Raw genomic sequence first — 19,838 nt, 5'->3', positions numbered from 1 at the left:
ATCCGGCCGTCGCGGCCGAGCCGCAGCGCCAGCCGGCGCAGGGAGGCCGGATCGGGGGTCCGCAGAGTGATACGCAGCCCGCCGTCCGGAAGCTCATCGGCGCTGTCGTGAGGGTAGTACTCGGCGACCCAGCGGCCGCCCGGCCCGACCTCGACCACGACCTCGGGATCCTCGGCGGCCGGCTGCACCAGGCCCTCGGAGAGGTCGCGCAGCTCCACCTCGGGCGGCGCGGACGGCTCGTCGAGGATCCGGATCTCGGCGACCCGGTCGAGCCGGAAGGTGCGCCGGGCCTCGGAGCGGCGGCACCAGGCCTCGACATAGGTGTGACCCACGCTGACCAGGCGGATGGGGTCGATCTCGCGCTCGGTGACCTCGTCGCGCGCCGGGGAGTAGTAGCGGATCCACAGCCGGCGGCGCTCGGAGATGGCCCGGTCGACGTCGGCGAAGACACCGCCCTCGGACTCGAAGGTCACCGACAGCCGGGAGCTGGCGCCCGCGGCCTCGCCGGCCGCGGTCTCCACCTTGGCGGTCGCCCGCAGCAGGGCCTGCCGGTCGCCCTCCCTGAGACCGGGCAGCGTGGCGACCGCGCGGGCCGCCACCAGCAGGGCGGTGGCCTCGTCGGCGGCCAGCCGGAGCGGCTCCGCGGCCTCCTCGCCGAGCGCGGCCGGGTTGTGCCACCAGATGCGCTCGCCGTCGGTGTCGATGTCCAGCAGATCGCCCCCACGGAAGCTGGTGCCGCACATGGGCAGCAGATCGAGGTCGGCGACCAGCTCGTCCTGGGTGATGCCGAAGGCGCGCGCGACGTCCGCGATCCGGGCGCCGGGGCGCTCCCGGAGGTAGGTCACCAGGGAGAGCATCCGCCGGGTCTGGTCGATGGCGCTCACGGCCCTGGCCGGTTTGCCTGCCACAGTCCTGCTTCCCCTCAGTCCTTGGCCACGGCACGTAGCCGGTCCACCACGTCCGCACGCAGCTCGGCCGGCTCCACGACCACCACGTCCGGTCCGAACTCCACCAGCCAGGCGTCCAGACCGTGCCCGTACGGAATCTCCAACTCGTCCCAGCCGTCGCCGAGTTCCCGGACCGCGGTGGCCTTCGCCCGAAGGGGGTAACCGGCGCCGGAACGCAGCCGGATCAGCGCCGAGCGGTCGGCGATCTCACCCGCCCAGCTCGCGACGGTCTCACGGACGGTGACGACGTCCGGTACGGGCACGGTGAAGCCCGTACCGCGGGAGCGGACCCGGCCGGTGATCCGGGAGAGCCGGAAGACGCGCTCGGCGCCCCGGTCGCGGTCCCAGCCCGCCAGGTACCAGTGGCCGCGCCAGCACTCCAGCGCCCAGGGCTCGACATGCCGGGGCTCGGGGTGGACCGCGGTGGCCTTGCGGTACTCGAAGATGACCGGGCGGCGGTCGCGGCAGGCCAGCATCAGCGGCTCGAAGGCGGTCTCGTGCACCGGGATGCGCGGCTCCAGCGCGCCGTGCGCCTCGTACGGGTCGACCTCCTCGGGCAGCCCGGCGGCGCGCAGCTTCTGCAGGGCGCCGCTGGCCGCACCGGCCAGCCGGGCCTGCTGCCAGACCTTGGCGGCCAGCCCCAGGGCGGCGGCCTCCTCGGCGTCCAGGGTGATGGGCGGCAGGCGGTTGCTGTCGCGGCGGGCGAGATAGCCGACCTCGCCGTCGAGGTTCTCGACGGTCGCGATGACCAGACCCAGCTCGCGCAGATCGTCCTTGTCCCGCTCGAACATCCGGTTGAAGGAGTCGTCGGACCCGGCCGCGCCCTTCTCCGGCCTGGAGGCCTCGACATATGCCTCGATGGAATCGCGCAGCTCGCGCTTGCTGAGCGGCCGCCGCGTCCCCAGCAGGCACAGCGCCAGGTTCATCAGCCGCTCGGCCTTGGCAATGGCCATCGACGCCCTTCGCCTTCCCTATGGTGCTTCCGATCGATGACCGTACCGCTCCGGAGTGCGGTGGCAAAAGCCGAGGGCCCATGCCCGGACTGGCATGGGCCCCAGATGATCAAATCCGGTCGGACCCGGCCGGCGGATCGGGTGTGGCTCAGACCCCGAGCAGGTCCACCACGAAGATCAGCGTCTCACCGGGCTTGATCGCCGGGGTCGGGCTCTGGTTGCCGTAGGCGAGGTGGGCGGGGATGGTCAGCTGGCGGCGGCCGCCGACCTTCATGCCCTGCACGCCCTGGTCCCAGCCCTTGATGACACGGCCGGCACCCAGCGGGAAGCGGAACGGGGTGCCCCGGTTCCAGCTGGCGTCGAACTCCTCGCCGGTGCTGAAGGCGACGCCCACATAGTGGACGCTGACGGTCTGGCCCGCCTGCGCGACCGGCCCGTCGCCCTCCCAGATCTCCTTGATCTCGAGGTCCGCCGGGGGCTCGCCGCCCGGGAAGTCGATCTCGGGCTTCTCGATGCTCACGTCAAAAGCTCCTGCTTGTGTACGACACGAAACGCCGACAGTCTTTCATCTCCGCAGCTCTTCCGCCCGCTACGAGGACACGCGCTACATCGCCGCGAGGATGTCCACGGTGAACACGAGGGTGGAGCCCTTCTTGATGACTCCCCCGCTCGGCGGGTTGTCGCCGTAACCCAGATCCGGCGGTACGACGATCAGCACCCGGCTGCCCACCTTCTTGCCGGTCAGACCCTGCGACAGACCCTTGACCGCCTGCTGCATCTGCTCCAGCGAGAACTGGCTGAGCCGCCCCGAACCGTAGGTCCGCTCGAAGGTCTTGCCGCTGTCCCAGACCAGGCCCTGGAACTGGACCAGGACCGCCTGGTTCGCCTTGACCTCCGGGCCGTCGCCCTCCAGCACATAGGCGGACACCAGCTTCTTCGGCGGGTCCGCCTTCGGGACGGTGACCTTCGGGGCGTTGCCGTCGGTGTTGGTGGCCACCGTCGGCAGGGCGGCGTCGGTCTGCGGGACCGGCTTGCCCTGCGCGGAGCTCTTGGAGTTGTAGGAGTCGATCAGATCGATGACGAAGACCAGCGTGTCGGTGCCCTTGATGCCCGCCTGAGGCTGACCCGCCGAGCCGTACCCCCAGGTCGGCGGCACGGCGATCTCGACACGGCTGCCCGTCTTCTTCCCCGCCAGCGCGTACCGCCAGCCGTCGATGATGCTGCCCTGCGCCAGCTGGATGACCAGCGGGCTCTTGCGGTCGAAGGAGTTGTCGAAGACCTTGCCCGTGGCCCAGATCTGGCCCAGGTAGTTCGCCTTGACGAAGTCGTTCTCCGCGACCGTCCGGCCGCTGCCCGGGATCACCGCCTTCACGGCGAGGTCCTTCGACGGCTCGCCCTGTCCCTTCGCCACGGTCGGCTTCTCACCGAACTTCGTCCCGGCCGTGATCGCCGGCAACGGGCCTTCCACGATCTTGGGCGGAGGCACGCTGGACACCGACGGCGACGGCGCGGCACTGGCCTTCGAGGAGTCGGACTTGCCGCCGCCGCAGCCGGAGAGCGTGACCAGTCCTGCGGGTACGGCGGCTAGAAGGAGTGAACGTCGGCGCACGGAAGAGCCTCGTAATCAGTCGATCTTGCGGTTGGCGTGCGCGCAACTCTACGGCGTGAGAAGGGCGCCGTACGTGAAACGTACGGCGCCCGTGTGGCGTTCCGGCAGTCGGACGCCGGAACACCCGGTCCGCATCACCCCGGCTACATGCCGGCGATCAGCTTCTCGACCCGGTCGTCCACCGAACGGAACGGGTCCTTGCACAACACGGTGCGCTGCGCCTGGTCGTTGAGCTTCAGATGCACCCAGTCGACCGTGAAGTCCCTGCGCTGCTCCTGTGCCCGCCGGATGAAGTCGCCCCGCAGCCGGGCCCGAGTGGTCTGCGGCGGAACCGACTTGCCCTCGAAGATCTTCAAGTCGTTGCAGACCCGGGTCGCCTGACCCTTCTTCTCCAGCAGGTAGTACAGGCCACGACGACGGTGGATGTCGTGGTAGGCGAGGTCTATCTGCGCGACCCGCGGATGCGACATGGTCATGTTGTGCTTGTTCCGGTACCGCTCGATGAGCTTGTACTTCATGACCCAGTCGATCTCGGTGGCGATCCGGTCGAGTTCCTCGGTCTCGATGGCGTCCAGCGTGCGGCCCCAGAGGTCCAGGACCTGCGCGACCGTGCCGGTACGGATGCCGCGGCGGTCGCAGAAGTCCACCGCCTTGTCGAAGTACTCGCGCTGCACCTCCAGCGCGGAGGCCTCGCGGCCGCTGGCCAGACGCACCTTGCGCCGCCCGGTGATGTCATGGCTGACCTCGCGGATCGCCCGGATCGGGTTCTCCAGGGTGAGGTCGCGCATCACGGTGCCCGCCTCGATCATGCGCAGCACCAGGTCGGTGGCGCCGACCTTGAGCAGCATCGTCGTCTCGGACATGTTCGAGTCGCCGACGATGACATGCAGCCGGCGGTAGCGCTCCGCGTCCGCGTGCGGCTCGTCGCGCGTGTTGATGATCGGCCGGGAACGCGTCGTCGCCGAGGAGACGCCCTCCCAGATGTGCTCGGCCCGCTGGCTCACGCAGTAGACGGCACCGCGCGGCGTCTGCAGGACCTTGCCCGCACCGCACAGCAGCTGCCTCGTCACCAGGAAGGGGATGAGAATGTCCGCGAGCCGGGAGAACTCCCCGTGCCGGGCCACCAGATAGTTCTCGTGGCAGCCGTAGGAGTTGCCCGCCGAGTCGGTGTTGTTCTTGAAGAGGTAGACGTCGCCCGCGATTCCCTCCTCGTGCAGGCGTCGTTCCGCGTCCACCAGGAGTCCCTCGAGAATGCGCTCCCCGGCCTTGTCGTGGGTGACCAGTTCGATCACATTGTCACATTCGGGTGTCGCGTATTCCGGATGTGAGCCCACGTCGAGATAGAGCCGGGCGCCGTTTCGCAGAAAGACATTGCTGCTGCGGCCCCATGACACGACACGGCGGAAGAGGTACCGCGCCACCTCGTCAGGCGACAGGCGGCGCTGTCCCCTGAACGTGCACGTGACGCCGTACTCGTTCTCCAGCCCGAAAATGCGGCGGTCCATGACTGAACATTACGCCCGATCCCCTGAGCTGAAACGGGGTTCGGCAGCACGATTTGGATCATTTTCCGATGAAGCCGCAACGACCCCGTCCCGCACGGGAGCTGCGAGGACCCGTCCGGTACCGAGCAGCACCAGCAGAGAGACGGCCCCCGCCGCACCCGGCACGGCGAAGCCCCACAGGGCGCCACCGGCCTGGACCACCGGCCCCGCCAGGCCCGTTCCCACCGAGGCACCCACGGTGAACGTCGTCACAAGCCAGGAGAAAGCCTCGGTGACGGTACCGCGCGGCGCGTGCCGGTCCACGAGGATGAACGCACAGGCGATGCAGGGCGCCAGGAACACCCCGGAGAGAACCGAGAGCAGCACCATGGCCACCGTGCCCGGCATCAGCATCAGCGGCAGGTAACACACCGCCAGAAGGGCCACCAGCACACGCAGTCGCCGCTCCGGCACACTGCTCCAGCGGCGCGCACCGTACACCGACCCGCCCACCAGCGCACCCAGACCGAGCCCCGCCATCAGCCAGCCGTACACCGCGTCCCCACCGTGACCGTCGGCGTACGACACCGAGGCCACCGTGATGGAACCCAGCGCGATGCCGACGAACAGGAAGGCGCCCAGCAGCGCCAGCAGGCCGGGAGAACGCAGCGCGCCCAGCCAGTGGGCCTCACGCGGAGCCGAGCGCCACGCGCGCGAGGGCGGCGACACGACCACGGAGAGCGCCCCCAGAACGCCCAGCACGTTCAGCACCAGCAGGGGCGCGCGCGCGTCCCACAGGGCGGCGCACAGGGTCACCAGCAGCGGCCCCACGGTGAACATGATCTCCTGCGCCACCGCGTCCATGGCGTACGCGGTGTGCACCTGCTCCTCCCCGCGCAGCACCGACGGCCACAGGGCACGCAGACCGCCCTCCAGGGGCGGCGTGAGGAGACCGGCCACCGCGACGGCCGCGTAGGCCAGCGGGAGCGGGCCGGTGCCGCAGAAGGCGAAGACTCCCATCGACAGGGCCGACAGCAGCGCGGCGGGCAGCTGGACGCGCGGCTGGCCGTGCAGATCCACCAGCCGGCCCAGCACGGGCTGGCCGACCGCGTTCGCGACCCCGTAGACGGCCGCCAGGGCCCCCGCGAGACTGTAGGTGCCGCCCCCGGCGCGGACGAACAGCACCAGGGCGATCGCCGCGGTCGCGTTGGGCAGCCGGCCCACCAGGGTGCCGGTGAGCAGCCGCAGCGCATGCCGCGCCCGGAGAATCTCCAGGTATCCCGTGGCCATGTCCTGCCTTCCAGTGGCCCTCCGGACGGCTCGGCCATCCGGGGTGTTACGTATAACTTCCGCTCCCATACGTACCATGTGCGCTGTTCAGGCGTCCAGACGAAGGAGCAGGCCCACCGTGGCACGCAGCAGCACGCGCCCGACCAGCCGGGACGTCGCCCAGGCCGCCGGGGTCTCCCAGGCCGCCGTCTCGCTCGTGCTCGGCGACAAGTGGCGCGGCCGCGTCTCGGAGACCACCGCCGAACGGGTCCGTCAGGCGGCCCGCGAACTGGACTACCGCCCCAACCTCGCCGCCCGCAACCTGCGCCTCGGCCGCACCCGCACGGTCCTGCTCGTCGTACCCGCCCTCACCACCGAGTTCTTCGCCGGCGTCTACACCGGGGCCGCACGCGTGGCCGCCGACAACGGCTTCGGAGTCGTCCTCTACCCCTCCCCCGAAGGCATCGGGCCGGCACGCGACCCCTTCGCCTCCGCACAGGCCGCCCTCGACGGCGTGCTCGCCTCCTCCATGGCCGCCGACGCCCTCACCGCCATCCGCGGCGACCAGCTCCCCCTGGTCATGCTCGACAGCGACCCCGAAGGCAGCCTCGGCGCCGCGACCGTGAACCTCGACATCGCCGACGGCGTCCGCCGCATCGCCGACCATCTGCTCGGCCTCGGCCACCGCCGCATACTCCACCTCGCCGCCGACGTGCCCTCCTGGACCTTCGAGGTCCGCGCCCGCGAACTGGCGGCACGCGTCACGGCCACGCCCGGCACGGACCTCCGCACCGCCCGCGCACCGATCTCCATCGAGGGGGCGCTGGCCGCCACCGAGGCCGCCCTCACCGCACCCGGCCCCCGGCCCACGGCACTCGTCTGCGACGACGACAAGCTCGCCGCCGGCGCCTACAAGGCCCTGCGCCGCCTCGGGCTGCGCATCCCCGACGACGTGTCCGTCACCGGCGTCGACGACCTCGGCCTCGCCACGGCGATCGACCCCGAACTGACCACCGTCCGCCTGGACGCCGAGCTCTTCGGCGAACGCGCCATGCACGCCCTCCTGGCCGTCCTGGAGGGCCGCGAGCCGGAGGGTGGCGACATCCCGGTCGAACTCGTGGTCCGGGCCTCCACAGCGCCACCACGGGCCGGCTGACGGCCCCACCCGCGCATCCACCGCCAGGCCCCGCCGGACGTCCGGACCCGGAAACGACGTGTGCCCCGGCCGAGTCGTCGGCCGGGGCACACGATGAGCGGGGCTCACTCGTCGTCGGAGTCGGCGCCCTCCTGCGACGCGTCCGCGCCGCCACCCTCCAGCAGACGGGCCAGCTGACGGCCGACGATGCGCTTGAACTTGCGCTTCTGCGGCCGCGTACGGTCCAGCACCGCCACCTCCAGCCGCTCGGCGGGAATCTCCCGCTCGCTGCCGTTGGTGTCCCGGGACAGGGCCTGCACGGCCAGCTTCAGGGCCTCCGCCAGACTCATGCCGTCACGGTGACGCTGGTCCAGGAAGCCGCTGATCTGCTCGGCGTTGCCGCCCACCGCGACCGAGCCGTGCTCGTCCACGATGGAACCGTCGTGCGGCAGCCGGTAGATCTGGTCGCCCTCGGGGGTCTCCCCGACCTCGGCGACCACCAGCTCCACCTCGTACGGCTTCTCGGCCGCCGACGAGAAGATGGTGCCCAGCGTCTGCGCGTACACGTTGGCCAGACCGCGGGCGGTGACATCGTCGCGGTCGTAGGTGTAACCACGCAGGTCCGCGTAGCGCACACCACCGATGCGCAGGTTCTCGTACTCGTTGTACTTGCCGGCCGCCGCGAAGCCGATCCGGTCGTAGATCTCGCTGAACTTGTGCAGCGCACGGGACGGGTTCTCACCGACGAAAACGATGCCGTCGGCGAACTGCATGACCACCAGACTGCGGCCACGGGCGATGCCCTTGCGGGCGTACTCCGCCCGGTCGGCCATGGCCTGCTGGGGTGAGACATAGAACGGCGTCGACACCGGTTATCCGTCCCTTTCTGTCATGGTCACTGGATCACCTTGATATGAACCGGGCCCGCGCTCAGAGCAGGGCGGCCTTCGGGCCGTCGGGCTCCTCCAGCCGCCGCTGGAGCACCGCACGGGCCAGCCCGGAGGCCTCCTCCTCGGTGAGCCGGCGGAAGCCGTCCTCGGTGATCACGGTGATGATCGGGTAGATCCGGCGGGCGACATCGGGACCACCGGTCGCCGAGTCGTCGTCTGCCGCGTCGTAGAGGGCCTGGACCACCAGCGTCGTGGCCTGCTCCTCGGTCAGATCGTCACGGAACAGCTTCTTCATCGCACCACGCGCGAAGATCGAGCCGGAGCCCGTCGCCGCGAAGTTGTGCTCCTCGGATCGGCCGCCCGTGACGTCGTAGGAGAAGATGCGACCCCTCTCCCGGTCCACGTCGTACCCCGCGAACAGGGGCACCACGGCCAGACCCTGCATGGCCATGCCGAGGTTGGAACGGATCATGGTCGACAGCCGGTTGGCCTTGCCCTCCAGGGACAGCTGGGCGCCCTCGACCTTCTCGAAGTGCTCCAGCTCCAGCTGGAAGAGCTTGACCATCTCGACGGCCAGGCCGGCGGTGCCGGCGATGCCGACCGCCGAGTACTCGTCCGCCGGGAACACCTTCTCGATGTCCCGCTGAGCGATCACATTGCCCATCGTCGCCCGGCGGTCACCGGCGAGCACCACGCCCCCGGGGAACGTCACGGCCACGATGGTCGTGCCGTGCGGCGCCTCCAGCACGCCCTGGGTGGGCGGCAGCTGCCGGTTGCCGGGCAGCAGCTCGGGCTGGTGGTCGGAGAGGAAGTCCATGAAGGAGGAGGATCCTGGCGTCAGGAAGGCAGCTGGTAGACGCCCGGTGCTACGAGTGTTGGCTTCCACGCGTTTCCTTCCACGTATGCAGCAGCCCGCCTTATGACCTCGGGCTGATCCTTGAACTGCCCCAGTGCCGCGTTGCAGCTGAGGCACAGTACGCCACGGACCCTACCCGTCTCATGGCAGTGATCCACATGCACGGGCACAGCGGCCAGGCATATACAGCAGACGCCTCCCCAGGAGGCGATCATCCGATCGCGTTCGACTTCCGTCAGGCCGTACTGCCGCTTCGGATGATCCTGCCGTCCGAGCGCGGCCCGGCACGCCTTGCAGCGCGCCGACAGGCCGTCAGAGGCGGTCGCGTGCCGATGCCGTTCACTGTGCGGCTTGCTCTGCCCGCACGTCCGGCAGAGCTTGTGACCGGCCGGCACGTCGGCCTTCTCCCGGACCGGCTTCCCCATGGCCTCCCGGCGCCGCCGGTAGTGAGCGGCGCTGTAGTCCGCCGCACACTCCCTGCAGTGCGCCTGGAGGCCATCACGCCGATTCCTGTCCCGCGCGAAAGCAGCGAGAGGCAGATCCCGCCCGCACTTCCGGCGTTCCTCGGCGTTGGGTTCCTCAGCCACAGGACTCCCCCGTAACCTTCACTTCGAAGGCGAAGTGACCAAATGGCCTCTACTCGCCACCTTTTTGCACGAAGGAGCGCACGAAGTCCTCGGCGTTCTCCTCGAGTACGTCGTCGATCTCGTCCAGGACGGAGTCCACGTCGTCGCTCAGCTTTTCGTGGCGCTCCTTGAGGTCGCCCTGGGCCTGCGCGTCCTGCGCCTCCTCCTCGACCTCTTCGTTCGAGCGCGTCGCCTTCTGCTGGCCGCCGCCGGTGTCCTTGGTTGCCATAACCCTCACCCCGCTCAGTTCGCCTGCCGATCGGTGATGATCAGACCCTACAAGCCGGGTCCGACATCGGCCCCGCAGTTTCTCCAACGTACGGGGGCCATCTCGATGATTCCCGGGCGGTGGGATTTCCACCCCGTCCGCCCGGAGCGGTACGAGTACCCGCTGATCGCGGTCAGCCGCCGGAAAGAACCCTGACCAGGTCTTCCGCCGTGCGACACCGGTCCAGGAGCTCCTTGACGTGATTTCGCGTTCCGCGAAGCGGTTCCAGGGTTGGAACGCGCTGGAGGGAGTCCCGGCCCGGGAGGTCGAAGATGACCGAGTCCCAGGAGGCCGCCGCGACGTCGTCCGCGTACTGCTCCAGGCAGCGTCCGCGGAAGTACGCCCGCGTGTCCTCAGGCGGCTTCGTACGGGCCCTGTCGACCTCGGACTCGTCCAGGAGGCGCTTCATGCGGCCGCGGGCCGCCAGGCGGTTGTACAGGCCCTTCTCGGCGCGTACGTCGGCGTACTGGAGGTCGACCAGGTGGAGCCGGGCGGCGTCCCAGTCGAGGCTGTCACGGCGGCGGTAGCCCTCCATCACCTCGCGCTTGGCGACCCAGTCCAGCTCGCCGGCGAGGCTCATCGGGTCGTTCTCGAGCCGGGTGAGGGTGTCCTCCCAGCGGCTCAGGACGTCCTTGGTCTGTTCGTCGGCGTCCGCCCCGTAGCGTTCCTCGACGTACTTGCGGGACAGCTCGTAGTACTCCATCTGGAGCTGGACGGCGGTGAGCGTTCGGCCGCTGCGGAGGGTGACCAGGCGCTTGAGGGAGGGGTCGTGGGAGACCTGGTGGAGGGTGCGGACCGGCTGGTCCACCGCGAGGTCGACCGCGATGAAGCCGTCCTCGATCATGGACAGGACCAGGGCGGTCGTGCCGAGCTTGAGGTAGGTGGAGATCTCCGAGAGGTTGGCGTCGCCGATGATCACGTGCAGGCGGCGGTACTTCTCGGCGTCCGCGTGCGGCTCGTCGCGGGTGTTGATGATGGGGCGCTTGAGAGTGGTCTCGAGGCCCACCTCGACCTCGAAGTAGTCCGCGCGCTGGCTGAGCTGGAAGCCGTGTTCGTGCCCGTCCTGGCCGATGCCGACGCGGCCCGCTCCGGCGAAGACCTGGCGGGAGACGAAGAAGGGCGTCAGGTGGCGCACGATGTCCGAGAAGGGGGTCTCCCGCTTCATCAGGTAGTTCTCGTGCGTGCCGTAGGAGGCGCCCTTGTTGTCGGTGTTGTTCTTGTACAGGTGGATGGGCTGGGCGCCGGGGAGCTGCGCGGCCCGCTCGGCCGCCTCGGCCATGATCCGCTCGCCGGCCTTGTCCCACAGCACGGCGTCGCGGGGGTTGGTCACCTCGGGGGCGCTGTATTCGGGGTGGGCGTGGTCGACGTAGAGGCGCGCGCCGTTGGTGAGGATCACGTTGGCGAGGCCGATGTCCTCGTCGGTGAGCTGGCTGGCGTCGGCGGCCTCCCGGGCGAGGTCGAAGCCTCGCGCGTCCCGCAGCGGGTTCTCCTCCTCGAAGTCCCAGCGGGCCCGGCGGGCCCGGTGCATCGCCGCCGCATAGGCGTTGACGATCTGGGACGAGGTGAGCATGGCATTGGCGTTGGGGTGGCCGGGGACCGAGATCCCGTACTCCGTCTCGATGCCCATTACTCGCCGTACGGTCATGCGGCCCTCCTTGCCCGGCGGCACCCTCGGTCGTGGGCGCCGCTCGCGTACCGCTGGCGCTCCGGTGCGTGTGCGGTGCCCGTCCCCGCACTGCGCGACTCGGCGGTAGGAAAGAGCCTAGAACGCCTTTGCGCTGGTGGGGAGATCATTTGCGTCATTGGCTGCTCCGGTCGTGGCCAGAAAAACAGTCGGCTGCGGGTACCCGGTGAGGGCACCCGCAGCCGCCCCTGCTTTTACAGGTACTGACCGGTGTTCGCCACCGTGTCGATGGAGCGTCCGGTGTCCGCGCCCTGCTTTCCGGTGATCAGGGTACGGATGTAGACGATCCGCTCGCCCTTCTTTCCGGAGATTCGGGCCCAGTCGTCCGGGTTGGTGGTGTTGGGCAGGTCCTCGTTCTCCTTGAACTCGTCCACGCAGGCCTGGAGGAGGTGGGAGACGCGGAGGCCCTTCTGGCTCTTCTCGAGGAAGTCCTTGATGGCCATCTTCTTGGCGCGTCCGACGATGTTCTCGATCATGGCGCCGGAATTGAAGTCCTTGAAGTAGAGGACTTCCTTGTCGCCGTTGGCGTAGGTGACTTCCAGGAAGCGGTTCTCCTCGGATTCGGCGTACATGTGCTCTACCGCGGTCTGGATCATGCTCTGGACCGTGGTGGCCTTGTCGCCTTCGTGCTCGCCGAGGTCGTCGGTGTGCAGCGGGAGACGTTCGGTGAGGTACTTGCCGAAGATGTCCTTGGCCGCCTCGGCGTCCGGGCGCTCGATCTTGATCTTCACGTCGAGGCGGCCGGGACGCAGGATGGCGGGGTCGATCATGTCCTCGCGGTTGGAGGCGCCGATCACGACCACGTTCTGCAGGCCTTCCACGCCGTCGATCTCGGCGAGCAGCTGCGGGACGATGGTGTTCTCCACGTCCGAGCTGACGCCGGAGCCGCGGGTGCGGAAGAGGGACTCCATCTCGTCGAAGAAGACGATCACGGGGGTGCCCTCGCTGGCCTTCTCACGGGCACGCTGGAAGACCAGGCGGATCTGCCGCTCGGTCTCGCCGACGTACTTGTTGAGCAGCTCGGGGCCCTTGATGTTCAGGAAGAAGCTCTTGCCGGCGGCCTGCCCGGTCACCTCGGCGACCTTCTTGGCGAGCGAGTTGGCGACGGCCTTGGCGATGAGTGTCTTGCCGCAGCCGGGAGGGCCGTAGAGCAGGACGCCCTTGGGCGGGCGCAGCTCGTGCTCCTTGAAGAGGTCGGGGTAGAGGTACGGCAGCTCGACCGCGTCGCGGATGGCCTCGATCTGGTTGCCGAGGCCGCCGATGGCCTCGTACCCGATGTCGGGGACCTCTTCGAGGACCAGTTCCTCGACCTCGCTCTTGGGCACGACCTCGTAGACGTAGCCGGAGCGGGGTTCGAGCAGGAGGGCGTCGCCGGGGCGGATGGTGACGTCCAGCAGCGGCTCGGCGAGCCGTACCACCCGTTCCTCGTCGGTGTGCCCCAGTACGAGGGCGCGCTCGCCGTCCTCGAGGATCTCCTTGAGGGTGACGATGTCGCCGACGCGCTCGAATTCCATGGCCTCGACCACGTTGAGCGCCTCGTTGAGCATGACCTCCTGGCCGCGCCGCAGCTCGTCCAGGTCGACGCTGGGGCTGACGTTCACCCGGAGCTTGCGGCCGCCGGTGAAGATGTCGGCGGTGGCGTCCTCGTTCGCCTGCAGGAAGACGCCGAAGCCGGCCGGCGGCTGCGCGAGCCGGTCGACCTCTTCCTTGAGGGCCACGATCTGGTCGCGGGCCTCGCGGAGGGTGTTTGCCAGTCGTTCGTTCTGGGCGGACACGCCGGCCAGGTTGGTCTGCAGCTCGACGATCCGCTCCTCGAGAATCCTCGTGTGTCGCGGAGAGTCGGCGAGCTTACGTCGCAGGACGGCGATCTCCTGCTCAAGGTAGGCGATCTGCCCGGCCGGGTCGTCGGACCCGCGTCCCGGGCGGATGCCGCGGTTCATGTCGTCGTCGTGGGCTGCCACGGTCCTCACCTCCTCCAAGGGGAGCTGGACGCTTCCAGACCCTACCTGGGTGGGTGTCGATTGAAACCCCTAGATCACAAAGACTGTCAAGGTGTGTCGTCGGTCACCCGGTGCGCTCTCCCCCGCACGGAGGGAATACCCACTCAACGTGAGGGGGAAGCAGCTTGTTCCACGCATGGCGTGGTCAAAACCCTTCAGGAGTGGCCGGAGTTGTCCGCTCCGGACATGGTCGGACCGTATGCGGGCAGCACGGAGGACGCTCCTGCGATCATCACGCAGAGCGACGGTTCGGGCGGTCGTTGTGACCGTGGGTCCGGCCGGAAGTGATCGACCCCGGTTCGGGACTCCCCTGTCCCTGATCGACCGCTCGTACCCGACCCCGCCGGGGCGGAAACCCCGAAGTGGGCGAACACGGCCGGAATGCGGGCGGAGGTAGGGTCGGGGGTGTTCAACAGCCGCTGGAGCGGACCCGGCTGGCGCGCGCGGCGCCGGTCCGCCCGGCGAACCGACGGCAGGAGAGATGACCGTGCAGCAGGAGGCCCCGGGCGGCGAGGCGCTGGAGGTCTGGATCGACCAGGACCTGTGTACCGGCGACGGGATCTGCGCCCAGTACGCCCCTGAGGTGTTCGAGCTGGACATCGACGGGCTGGCCTATGTGAAGGGCGCGGACGACGAGCTGCTCCAGGACAGCGGGGCGACGGCGCCGGTGCCGCTGCCGCTGCTCGCGGACGTGGTGGACTCGGCCAAGGAGTGCCCCGGCGAGTGCATCCACGTACGCCGGGTTCAGGACAAGGTCGAGGTGTACGGGCCCGACGCGGACTGAACCGCGGTTCTCAGACGGTGTGGGCCCCGCTCGACGTGGAGCGGAGGAAGGCGTTGCCGTTCCACCGCCAGGTCGCCGGGGTCTTCATGTCGGGGCAGCAACTGGGCACGGCGTCCGAGGAGTAGCCGAGCAGCGTGGCGGAGACGGTGCCGGTGCGTATCGCGAAGTCCGTGACGGTGACCCGGTCCTTGGGGTCGACGAGCGTGGCGACCACGCGGGCCGCGCCGCCGTCCGCGGAGCGGGTGAGGACGTAGACCCCGTCGGGCGGGGTGCCCATCGGGGCGTCGCAGTGGACGACGGCGACGGTTTCCGGCCTGCCGTCGCCGTCGAGGTCGCCGGTGGCCTTCTTGACGACGACGGCCTTCACGGGGCCGCACCGGAGCGGGAACTTCACGCCGGTGGTGCCGGGCGGCGCGACGGCGGCGGGTGCGGACTTCACCTCCGTGCCGGCGGCCGGCTGGGCGGCTGTGGCCGATCCGGGATGCACGAAGGAGGAGAGGGCCACGACTCCGGCGACGGCGGCGGCCGTGGCGACCCAGTGGATGGGCCGGGTGTGGGTGTGGGCGAGCTCCGGAACGGCGGATTGCTGCACTAGGAGTGTCTCCTGTGAGGGCTGTGCCGGTGGGGGTGGCCTGATGGTGCCACACGTCACAGAGCGGGGGAACTGCGGGGTCCGGATTTCCGCGGGCGGCATGCCCGGGCGGGTGCGCCGTGGAGGGGGCGGGGAACCTGGTGTCCTGTCAACGGGCGGGCGCCGTGGCCGAGTTCCCGGGGTCGGTGGAGAACATGGGCACGGCGCCCTCGCGTTGTGCTCGGTGGGGTCCGGTCAGCGGCCGGTGCCGCCGTCGGCGTTGGGTCCGGCGTAGTCCTCGCCGTAGGCGCCCTTGGCGGGGCGGCGACGGCGCATGGGCGGCTCGACGCCGTCCGCGAGGCGGCGGGCGGTCAGCAGGAAGCCGGTGTGGCCGATCATGCGATGGTCCGGGCGGACGGCGAGGCCCTCGATGTGCCAGTTGCGGATCATGGTCTCCCAGGCGGTCGGCTCGTTGAAGCAGCCGATCTCCCGGATGGACTCCACGGTCCGGGCCAGCTGGGTGGTGGTGGCCACGTAGCAGCAGAGGATGCCGCCGGGCACGAGCGCCTTGGAGACGGCCTCCAGGCACTCCCAGGGGGCGAGCATGTCGAGGATGACGCGGTCGACGTCGGCGTCGGACAGGTTGTCCTGAAGGTCGCCGACGGTGAGCTGCCAGGCGGGGTGGGGGCCGCCGAAGTAGCGCTCCACGTTCTGCCGGGCGATGTCGGCGAAGTCCTCGCGGCGCTCGTAGGAGTGCAGCATGCCCTGGTCGCCGATGGCCCGCAGCAGGAAGCTGCTGAGCGAGCCGGAGCCGACACCGGCCTCCACGACGCGTGCGCCGGGGAAGATGTCGGCGAAGGCGAGGATCTGCCCCGCGTCCTTCGGGTAGACGACGGCTGCCCCTCGGGGCATGGACAGGACGTAGTCGGGGAGCAGGGGGCGCAGCGCGAGGTAGGCGACGTTGCCGGTGGTGCGGACAACGCTGCCCTCGGGAGCGCCGATCAGTTCGTCGTGCGGGAAGGAACCCTTGTGGGTGTGGAAGTTCTTTCCGGCTTCGAGCGTGAACGTGTAGTGGCGGCCCTTGGGGTCGGTCAGCTGTACCTGGTCCCCGACCTTGAAGGGCCCGCGCCTGCGGGCGGCACCGGTCGGTTCGGACATGTGACCAGACTACCGGCAGCGGGGCGGGCCGCCGACCACTAGCTGGGGCGGGCCATGGCCTTCACGAAGGCGCGCTCGACGTCGGCGGCGGAGAGCACGCCGTAGATCTCGCCGGTCTCCTCGACCACCAGGTACTCGGTGGCCGGGGTGGCCCGGAGGGTGTCCAGGAGCTCTTCCCCGGCGAGTTCGGCGGAGACCCGCATGCCGTCGGTCAGGTCCTGGGCGAGGCCGCTGACGGCGACCCAGGGGCGGCGGTGTTCGGGCACGCCGACGATGGCGGACTCGCGGACCAGGGACATGGGGTGGCCGTGGGCGTCCACGACGACGAGGGCGCGGGCGCCGGCGGCGTTGGCGCGGCGCAGGGCCTCGGACAGGGGGGTGTCGGTCTCGACGGGGACGGCCCGCCGGGTGAGGGTGCGGGCGCGCAGTTCGGGGAGGTGCTCGCGCAGCCGGGCCATGCGCAGGCTGTTGCCGGCGCCGGTCCAGATGATCGCGGCGAGGATGGCGGCGAGCAGGGCGTCGGTGACGGTGTCCATGCCGCCGGTGTTCTCGCTGCTGCCGCCGAGGGCGCCGGAGGAGTTGAGCAGCGGCAGGCCGATCAGTACGGAGACGGCGAGGGCGCGGCCGACCCAGGCCGCGGCGACGGTGCCGCTCATGGGCTTGCCGGTGATCTTCCAGACGACGGCGCGGAGCATGCGGCCGCCGTCCAGGGGGAGGCCGGGCAGCAGGTTGAAGATCGCCACGATGAGGTTGGAGACCATCAGGCCGGCGAGCAGCACGCCGGGGACGGTGCCCGGTTCGACGGGTTTCATGGCCAGGTAGAACAGCCCGGCGAGGACGAGGGAGAGCAGGGGGCCGACGAAGGCCAGGACGAACTCCCGGCCGGGGGTCTCGGCCTCCTTCTCGATCTCGGAGACACCGCCGAAGAACTGGAGCTGGATGCGGCGGACGGGGAGCTTGAAGCGGATGGCTGCGACGGTGTGGGCCAGCTCGTGGACCAGGACGGAGGCGTAGAAGGCGACCGCGAAGAACAGGGAGACCAGGTAGCGGGCGGCGCCGAGCTCGGGCAGCACCCGGTCGAGCTGGCCGCCGAACACCCAGGTGATCAGGGCGGCGACGAGGAACCAGCTCGGCGCCACGTACACGGGCACGCCGAAGGGGCGGCCCATGAGGATGCCGCCGCCGGGCTCCTTCGGCCGCCGCCGCGGCGGCTCGCCCTTGGCGATGCCGGAGTGCGCGAGGGAGCGGTGCCCGGAGGGGTCGGGGTGGGGGCCGGTGCGCGGGTCGGTCCGCGCTTCGGTGTGGGGGGCCGTGCCGGGTCGGTCGTCCGAGTCGTCCGTGTCGCGTGGTCGGTCGGGGCCGTCGGTGCCGTGTCGGTCGTCGGGGCCGTTCGCGGCAGCTCGGTCGTCGGGGCCGTCGGTGCCGGCCGGGCCGTCTGCGGTGTGTGCGGGGCTGTCCGTGGGGGCCGCGTCAGTGGTGGGACGGGGGGTGGTCGTGCCGGTGTCGTCGTCGCCGTCCGCGTGCGGGCCGTCCTGCGAGGGCGCCGGGGCCTGGTGGGGCCCCGGCCCGGGGCGGTCGGCGGGTCCGGTCGCCGGGGCCGTAGGACCTGCGGGGTGCTCGGCCGGCTCGTCGTCGCCGGACCGCGGCTGCCCGCTCGCGCCGCTCACGTCCACGGTGTCCCCTCGTTCGAAGCGTCTTCCGTACCTGCCGGACGGAAGGGTCTCTGGTCGATGGTATGCGGCCTTCGTGGCGCGTTTCGCCCCGGCACCCCTTGAGTTTGCCCCGCGGTCGCGGGGCCGACGCGGGCGCGGCTGGGTCACTGTCAGTGGTGGGCCGTAAGGTCTGTGGACATGGACAGCAGCATCGAGGAGGCGGGAGCCCCGCCGAGCGGCCCCGAGCACACGGATCCGCCCGCGCCGGCCCCGGCGGGGGCGGACGCGGGCGGGGCGGTCGCCGAGCGGGCCGCCGTCGCGCCCACGTCCCTGTCCCCCTCGCGGGCCGGCGACTTCATGCAGTGTCCGCTGCTGTACCGGTTCCGGGTGATCGACCGGCTGCCGGAGAAGCCGAGCGAGGCGGCGACCCGGGGCACGCTGGTGCACGCGGTGCTGGAGCGGCTGTTCGACGCGCCCGCCGGGGAGCGGACGGCGCCGCGGGCGAAGGCCCTGATCCCGGGGCAGTGGGACCGGCTGCGGGAGAGCCGGCCGGAGCTGAGCGAGCTGTTCGCCGAGGACCCGGACGGGCAGCGGCTGGCGCAGTGGCTCGGTGAGGCGGAGCGGCTGGTGGAGCGCTGGTTCACGCTGGAGGACCCGACCCGTCTGGAGCCGGCCGAGCGGGAGCTGTTCGTCGAGGCCGAGCTGGAGTCGGGGCTGCGGCTGCGCGGCATCATCGACCGGGTGGACGTGGCGCCGACCGGCGAGGTGCGGATCGTCGACTACAAGACGGGCAAGGCGCCGCGGCCGCAGTACGCCGAGGGCGCGCTGTTCCAGATGAAGTTCTACGCCCTCGTGGTCTGGCGCCTGAAGGGTGTCGTGCCGCGGCGGCTGCAGCTGGTCTATCTCGGCAGCGGTGACGTGCTGACCTACGACCCGGTCCGCGCCGATCTGGAACGGGTGGAGCGCAAGCTGCACGCGTTGTGGGAGGCCATCCGGCAGGCCACGGAGACCGGGGACTGGCGGCCCCGGCCGACCAAGCTGTGCGGCTGGTGCGACCACCAGGCCCACTGCCCGGAGTTCGGCGGTACTCCCCCGCCGTATCCGCTGCCGGTGAGGGCGCCGGAGTCCGGGGGCGTGCCGCAGGGCAGAATGGGGCCGGACTAGCGAAGGAGTGTCACGTGGCCATCCGAGTCCTACTGGTCGACGACCAGCCCCTGCTGCGTACCGGCTTCCGGATGATCCTGGAGGCCGAGCAGGATCTCGCGGTCGTGGGCGAGGCCGGTGACGGCCTGCAGGCTCTCGACCAGGTGCGGGCCCTGCAGCCGGACGTCGTGCTGATGGACATCCGTATGCCGCGGATGGACGGGGTGGAGGCGACCCGGCAGATCACCGGTCCCGGGCGGGACGGTCCGGCCAAGGTGCTCGTGCTGACCACGTTCGACCTGGACGAGTACGTGGTGGAGGCGCTGCGTGCCGGTGCCAGCGGCTTCCTGCTCAAGGACGCGCCGGCCAACGAGCTGGTGCAGGCGATCCGGGTGGTCGCGGCCGGCGAGGCGATGCTGGCGCCGAGCATCACGCGCCGGCTCCTGGACAAGTACGCCACCCACCTGCCGTCGGGCGAGGAGCCGGTGCCGGACACCCTGCACACCCTCACCGACCGCGAGGTGGAGGTGCTGAAGCTGGTGGCGCGCGGGCTGTCCAACGCCGAGATCGCCGCCGACCTGTTCGTCAGCGAGACCACCGTCAAGACACATGTGGGGCATGTGCTGACCAAGCTGGGGCTGCGCGACCGGGTGCAGGCCGCGGTGTACGCGTACGAGAGCGGGCTGGTGCGTCCCGGCGCCCAGTAGGCCCGGCCACGAGGACCACATCGGCGGTGTCCCCTTCCTGCTCCGCGAGAAGCCGGACATTCCGCTGATCGGCTCCAAGCTGACCCTCGCCCTCATCGAGGC

19 protein-coding genes are annotated in these 19,838 nt (G+C 70.4%); 4 read left to right on the top strand and 15 right to left on the bottom strand.

What is annotated here, in order from left to right; all coding sequences use genetic code 11:
* The 6 genes from ACWEN3_RS19815 to ACWEN3_RS19790 all read right to left on the bottom strand — a co-directional run.
* Nucleotides 1-908, bottom strand: a 908-nt coding sequence (locus tag ACWEN3_RS19815; protein WP_452972426.1) for a helix-turn-helix transcriptional regulator, incomplete at its 3' end; no start/stop codon positions are given.
* A 14-nt stretch (nucleotides 909-922) separates the two neighbouring features.
* The gene (locus ACWEN3_RS19810; protein ID WP_452972424.1) at nucleotides 923-1,900 is read right to left on the bottom strand and encodes a helix-turn-helix transcriptional regulator; all 978 of its coding nucleotides are present in this window, start codon (nucleotides 1,898-1,900) and stop codon (nucleotides 923-925) included.
* Nucleotides 1,901-2,048: 148 nt separating this feature from the next.
* Entirely contained in the window at nucleotides 2,049-2,420 is a 372-nt protein-coding gene (locus tag ACWEN3_RS19805; protein ID WP_452972421.1) for an FKBP-type peptidyl-prolyl cis-trans isomerase, read from the bottom strand.
* An 84-nt stretch (nucleotides 2,421-2,504) separates the two neighbouring features.
* Nucleotides 2,505-3,509: an FKBP-type peptidyl-prolyl cis-trans isomerase gene (locus tag ACWEN3_RS19800; RefSeq protein ID WP_452972418.1), complete on the bottom strand. Its 1,005-nt coding sequence runs from the start codon at nucleotides 3,507-3,509 to the stop codon at nucleotides 2,505-2,507.
* 143 nt (nucleotides 3,510-3,652) lie between these two features.
* Nucleotides 3,653-5,014: a Pup--protein ligase gene (gene pafA, locus ACWEN3_RS19795; protein WP_452972415.1), complete on the bottom strand. Its 1,362-nt coding sequence runs from the start codon at nucleotides 5,012-5,014 to the stop codon at nucleotides 3,653-3,655.
* Between the two features lie 9 nt (nucleotides 5,015-5,023).
* Nucleotides 5,024-6,283 (bottom strand): MFS transporter, encoded by a 1,260-nt coding sequence (locus ACWEN3_RS19790; RefSeq protein ID WP_452972412.1) that lies wholly within the window; start codon nucleotides 6,281-6,283, stop codon nucleotides 5,024-5,026.
* A 118-nt stretch (nucleotides 6,284-6,401) separates the two neighbouring features.
* On the opposite strand from ACWEN3_RS19790, the gene ACWEN3_RS19785 reads away from it, so the two are divergent.
* A complete protein-coding gene (locus ACWEN3_RS19785; RefSeq protein ID WP_452972409.1) occupies nucleotides 6,402-7,418 on the top strand; it encodes a LacI family DNA-binding transcriptional regulator in 1,017 nt (338 codons plus the stop codon).
* A gap of 104 nt (nucleotides 7,419-7,522) precedes the next feature.
* On the opposite strand, the gene prcA is transcribed toward ACWEN3_RS19785, so the two are convergent.
* From prcA to arc, 6 genes are all read right to left on the bottom strand, one after another.
* Nucleotides 7,523-8,266, bottom strand: coding sequence for a proteasome subunit alpha (gene prcA / locus ACWEN3_RS19780; protein WP_452972406.1), 744 nt, complete (start codon nucleotides 8,264-8,266; stop codon nucleotides 7,523-7,525).
* A 61-nt stretch (nucleotides 8,267-8,327) separates the two neighbouring features.
* A complete protein-coding gene (gene prcB, locus ACWEN3_RS19775; protein WP_452972403.1) occupies nucleotides 8,328-9,173 on the bottom strand; it encodes a proteasome subunit beta in 846 nt (281 codons plus the stop codon).
* Nucleotides 9,125-9,730, bottom strand: a complete 606-nt coding sequence (locus tag ACWEN3_RS19770; protein ID WP_452972401.1) for an endonuclease VII domain-containing protein — start codon at nucleotides 9,728-9,730, stop codon at nucleotides 9,125-9,127. The genes prcB and ACWEN3_RS19770 overlap by 49 nt, the downstream gene beginning before the upstream one ends.
* A gap of 49 nt (nucleotides 9,731-9,779) precedes the next feature.
* A complete protein-coding gene (locus ACWEN3_RS19765; protein ID WP_452972399.1) occupies nucleotides 9,780-9,998 on the bottom strand; it encodes a ubiquitin-like protein Pup in 219 nt (72 codons plus the stop codon).
* Between the two features lie 172 nt (nucleotides 9,999-10,170).
* A complete protein-coding gene (dop, locus tag ACWEN3_RS19760) occupies nucleotides 10,171-11,682 on the bottom strand; it encodes a depupylase/deamidase Dop (protein ID WP_452972396.1) in 1,512 nt (503 codons plus the stop codon).
* 233 nt (nucleotides 11,683-11,915) lie between these two features.
* The gene (gene arc, locus ACWEN3_RS19755) at nucleotides 11,916-13,682 is read right to left on the bottom strand and encodes a proteasome ATPase (protein ID WP_452972393.1); all 1,767 of its coding nucleotides are present in this window, start codon (nucleotides 13,680-13,682) and stop codon (nucleotides 11,916-11,918) included.
* Nucleotides 13,683-14,202: 520 nt separating this feature from the next.
* Here arc and ACWEN3_RS19750 point away from each other — a divergent pair.
* Nucleotides 14,203-14,505 (top strand): ferredoxin, encoded by a 303-nt coding sequence (locus ACWEN3_RS19750; RefSeq protein ID WP_452972390.1) that lies wholly within the window; start codon nucleotides 14,203-14,205, stop codon nucleotides 14,503-14,505.
* A 10-nt stretch (nucleotides 14,506-14,515) separates the two neighbouring features.
* Here the strand turns inward: ACWEN3_RS19750 and ACWEN3_RS19745 are convergent, their stop codons facing one another.
* The 3 genes from ACWEN3_RS19745 to ACWEN3_RS19735 form a co-directional block, all read right to left on the bottom strand.
* On the bottom strand, nucleotides 14,516-15,097 hold the full coding sequence (locus ACWEN3_RS19745; RefSeq protein WP_452972388.1) for a hypothetical protein: 582 nt from the start codon (nucleotides 15,095-15,097) through the stop codon (nucleotides 14,516-14,518).
* A gap of 234 nt (nucleotides 15,098-15,331) precedes the next feature.
* Nucleotides 15,332-16,234: a tRNA (adenine-N1)-methyltransferase gene (locus tag ACWEN3_RS19740; RefSeq protein ID WP_452972385.1), complete on the bottom strand. Its 903-nt coding sequence runs from the start codon at nucleotides 16,232-16,234 to the stop codon at nucleotides 15,332-15,334.
* 38 nt (nucleotides 16,235-16,272) lie between these two features.
* Nucleotides 16,273-17,907: a site-2 protease family protein gene (locus ACWEN3_RS19735; protein WP_452972382.1), complete on the bottom strand. Its 1,635-nt coding sequence runs from the start codon at nucleotides 17,905-17,907 to the stop codon at nucleotides 16,273-16,275.
* Between the two features lie 177 nt (nucleotides 17,908-18,084).
* Here ACWEN3_RS19735 and ACWEN3_RS19730 point away from each other — a divergent pair, with 177 nt between their 5' ends.
* Both ACWEN3_RS19730 and ACWEN3_RS19725 read left to right on the top strand, forming a co-directional pair.
* Nucleotides 18,085-19,050: a RecB family exonuclease gene (locus tag ACWEN3_RS19730; protein ID WP_452972379.1), complete on the top strand. Its 966-nt coding sequence runs from the start codon at nucleotides 18,085-18,087 to the stop codon at nucleotides 19,048-19,050.
* 14 nt (nucleotides 19,051-19,064) lie between these two features.
* A complete protein-coding gene (locus ACWEN3_RS19725; RefSeq protein ID WP_010045368.1) occupies nucleotides 19,065-19,736 on the top strand; it encodes a response regulator in 672 nt (223 codons plus the stop codon).
* Nucleotides 19,737-19,838 lie beyond the last annotated feature (102 nt).

The sequence above is a fragment of the Streptomyces sp. NPDC004561 genome, assembly GCF_053602155.1.
Note: the sequence above shows the minus strand (reverse complement) of the source record. Positions and strands in the feature narration are given on the sequence as shown.

Bases quoted from the DNA above. Each gene is read 5' to 3' on its own strand.
- ACWEN3_RS19810 (WP_452972424.1), bottom strand. From the start codon at position 1,900: ATGGCCATTGCCAAGGCCGAGCGGCTGATGAACCTGGCGCTGTGCCTG.
- pafA (WP_452972415.1), bottom strand. From the start codon at position 5,014: ATGGACCGCCGCATTTTCGGGCTGGAGAACGAGTACGGCGTCACGTGC.
- ACWEN3_RS19790 (WP_452972412.1), bottom strand. From the start codon at position 6,283: ATGGCCACGGGATACCTGGAGATTCTCCGGGCGCGGCATGCGCTGCGG.
- ACWEN3_RS19765 (WP_452972399.1), bottom strand. From the start codon at position 9,998: ATGGCAACCAAGGACACCGGCGGCGGCCAGCAGAAGGCGACGCGCTCG.
- dop (WP_452972396.1), bottom strand. From the start codon at position 11,682: ATGACCGTACGGCGAGTAATGGGCATCGAGACGGAGTACGGGATCTCG.
- ACWEN3_RS19750 (WP_452972390.1), top strand. From the start codon at position 14,203: ATGACCGTGCAGCAGGAGGCCCCGGGCGGCGAGGCGCTGGAGGTCTGG.
- ACWEN3_RS19740 (WP_452972385.1), bottom strand. From the start codon at position 16,234: ATGTCCGAACCGACCGGTGCCGCCCGCAGGCGCGGGCCCTTCAAGGTC.
- ACWEN3_RS19730 (WP_452972379.1), top strand. From the start codon at position 18,085: ATGGACAGCAGCATCGAGGAGGCGGGAGCCCCGCCGAGCGGCCCCGAG.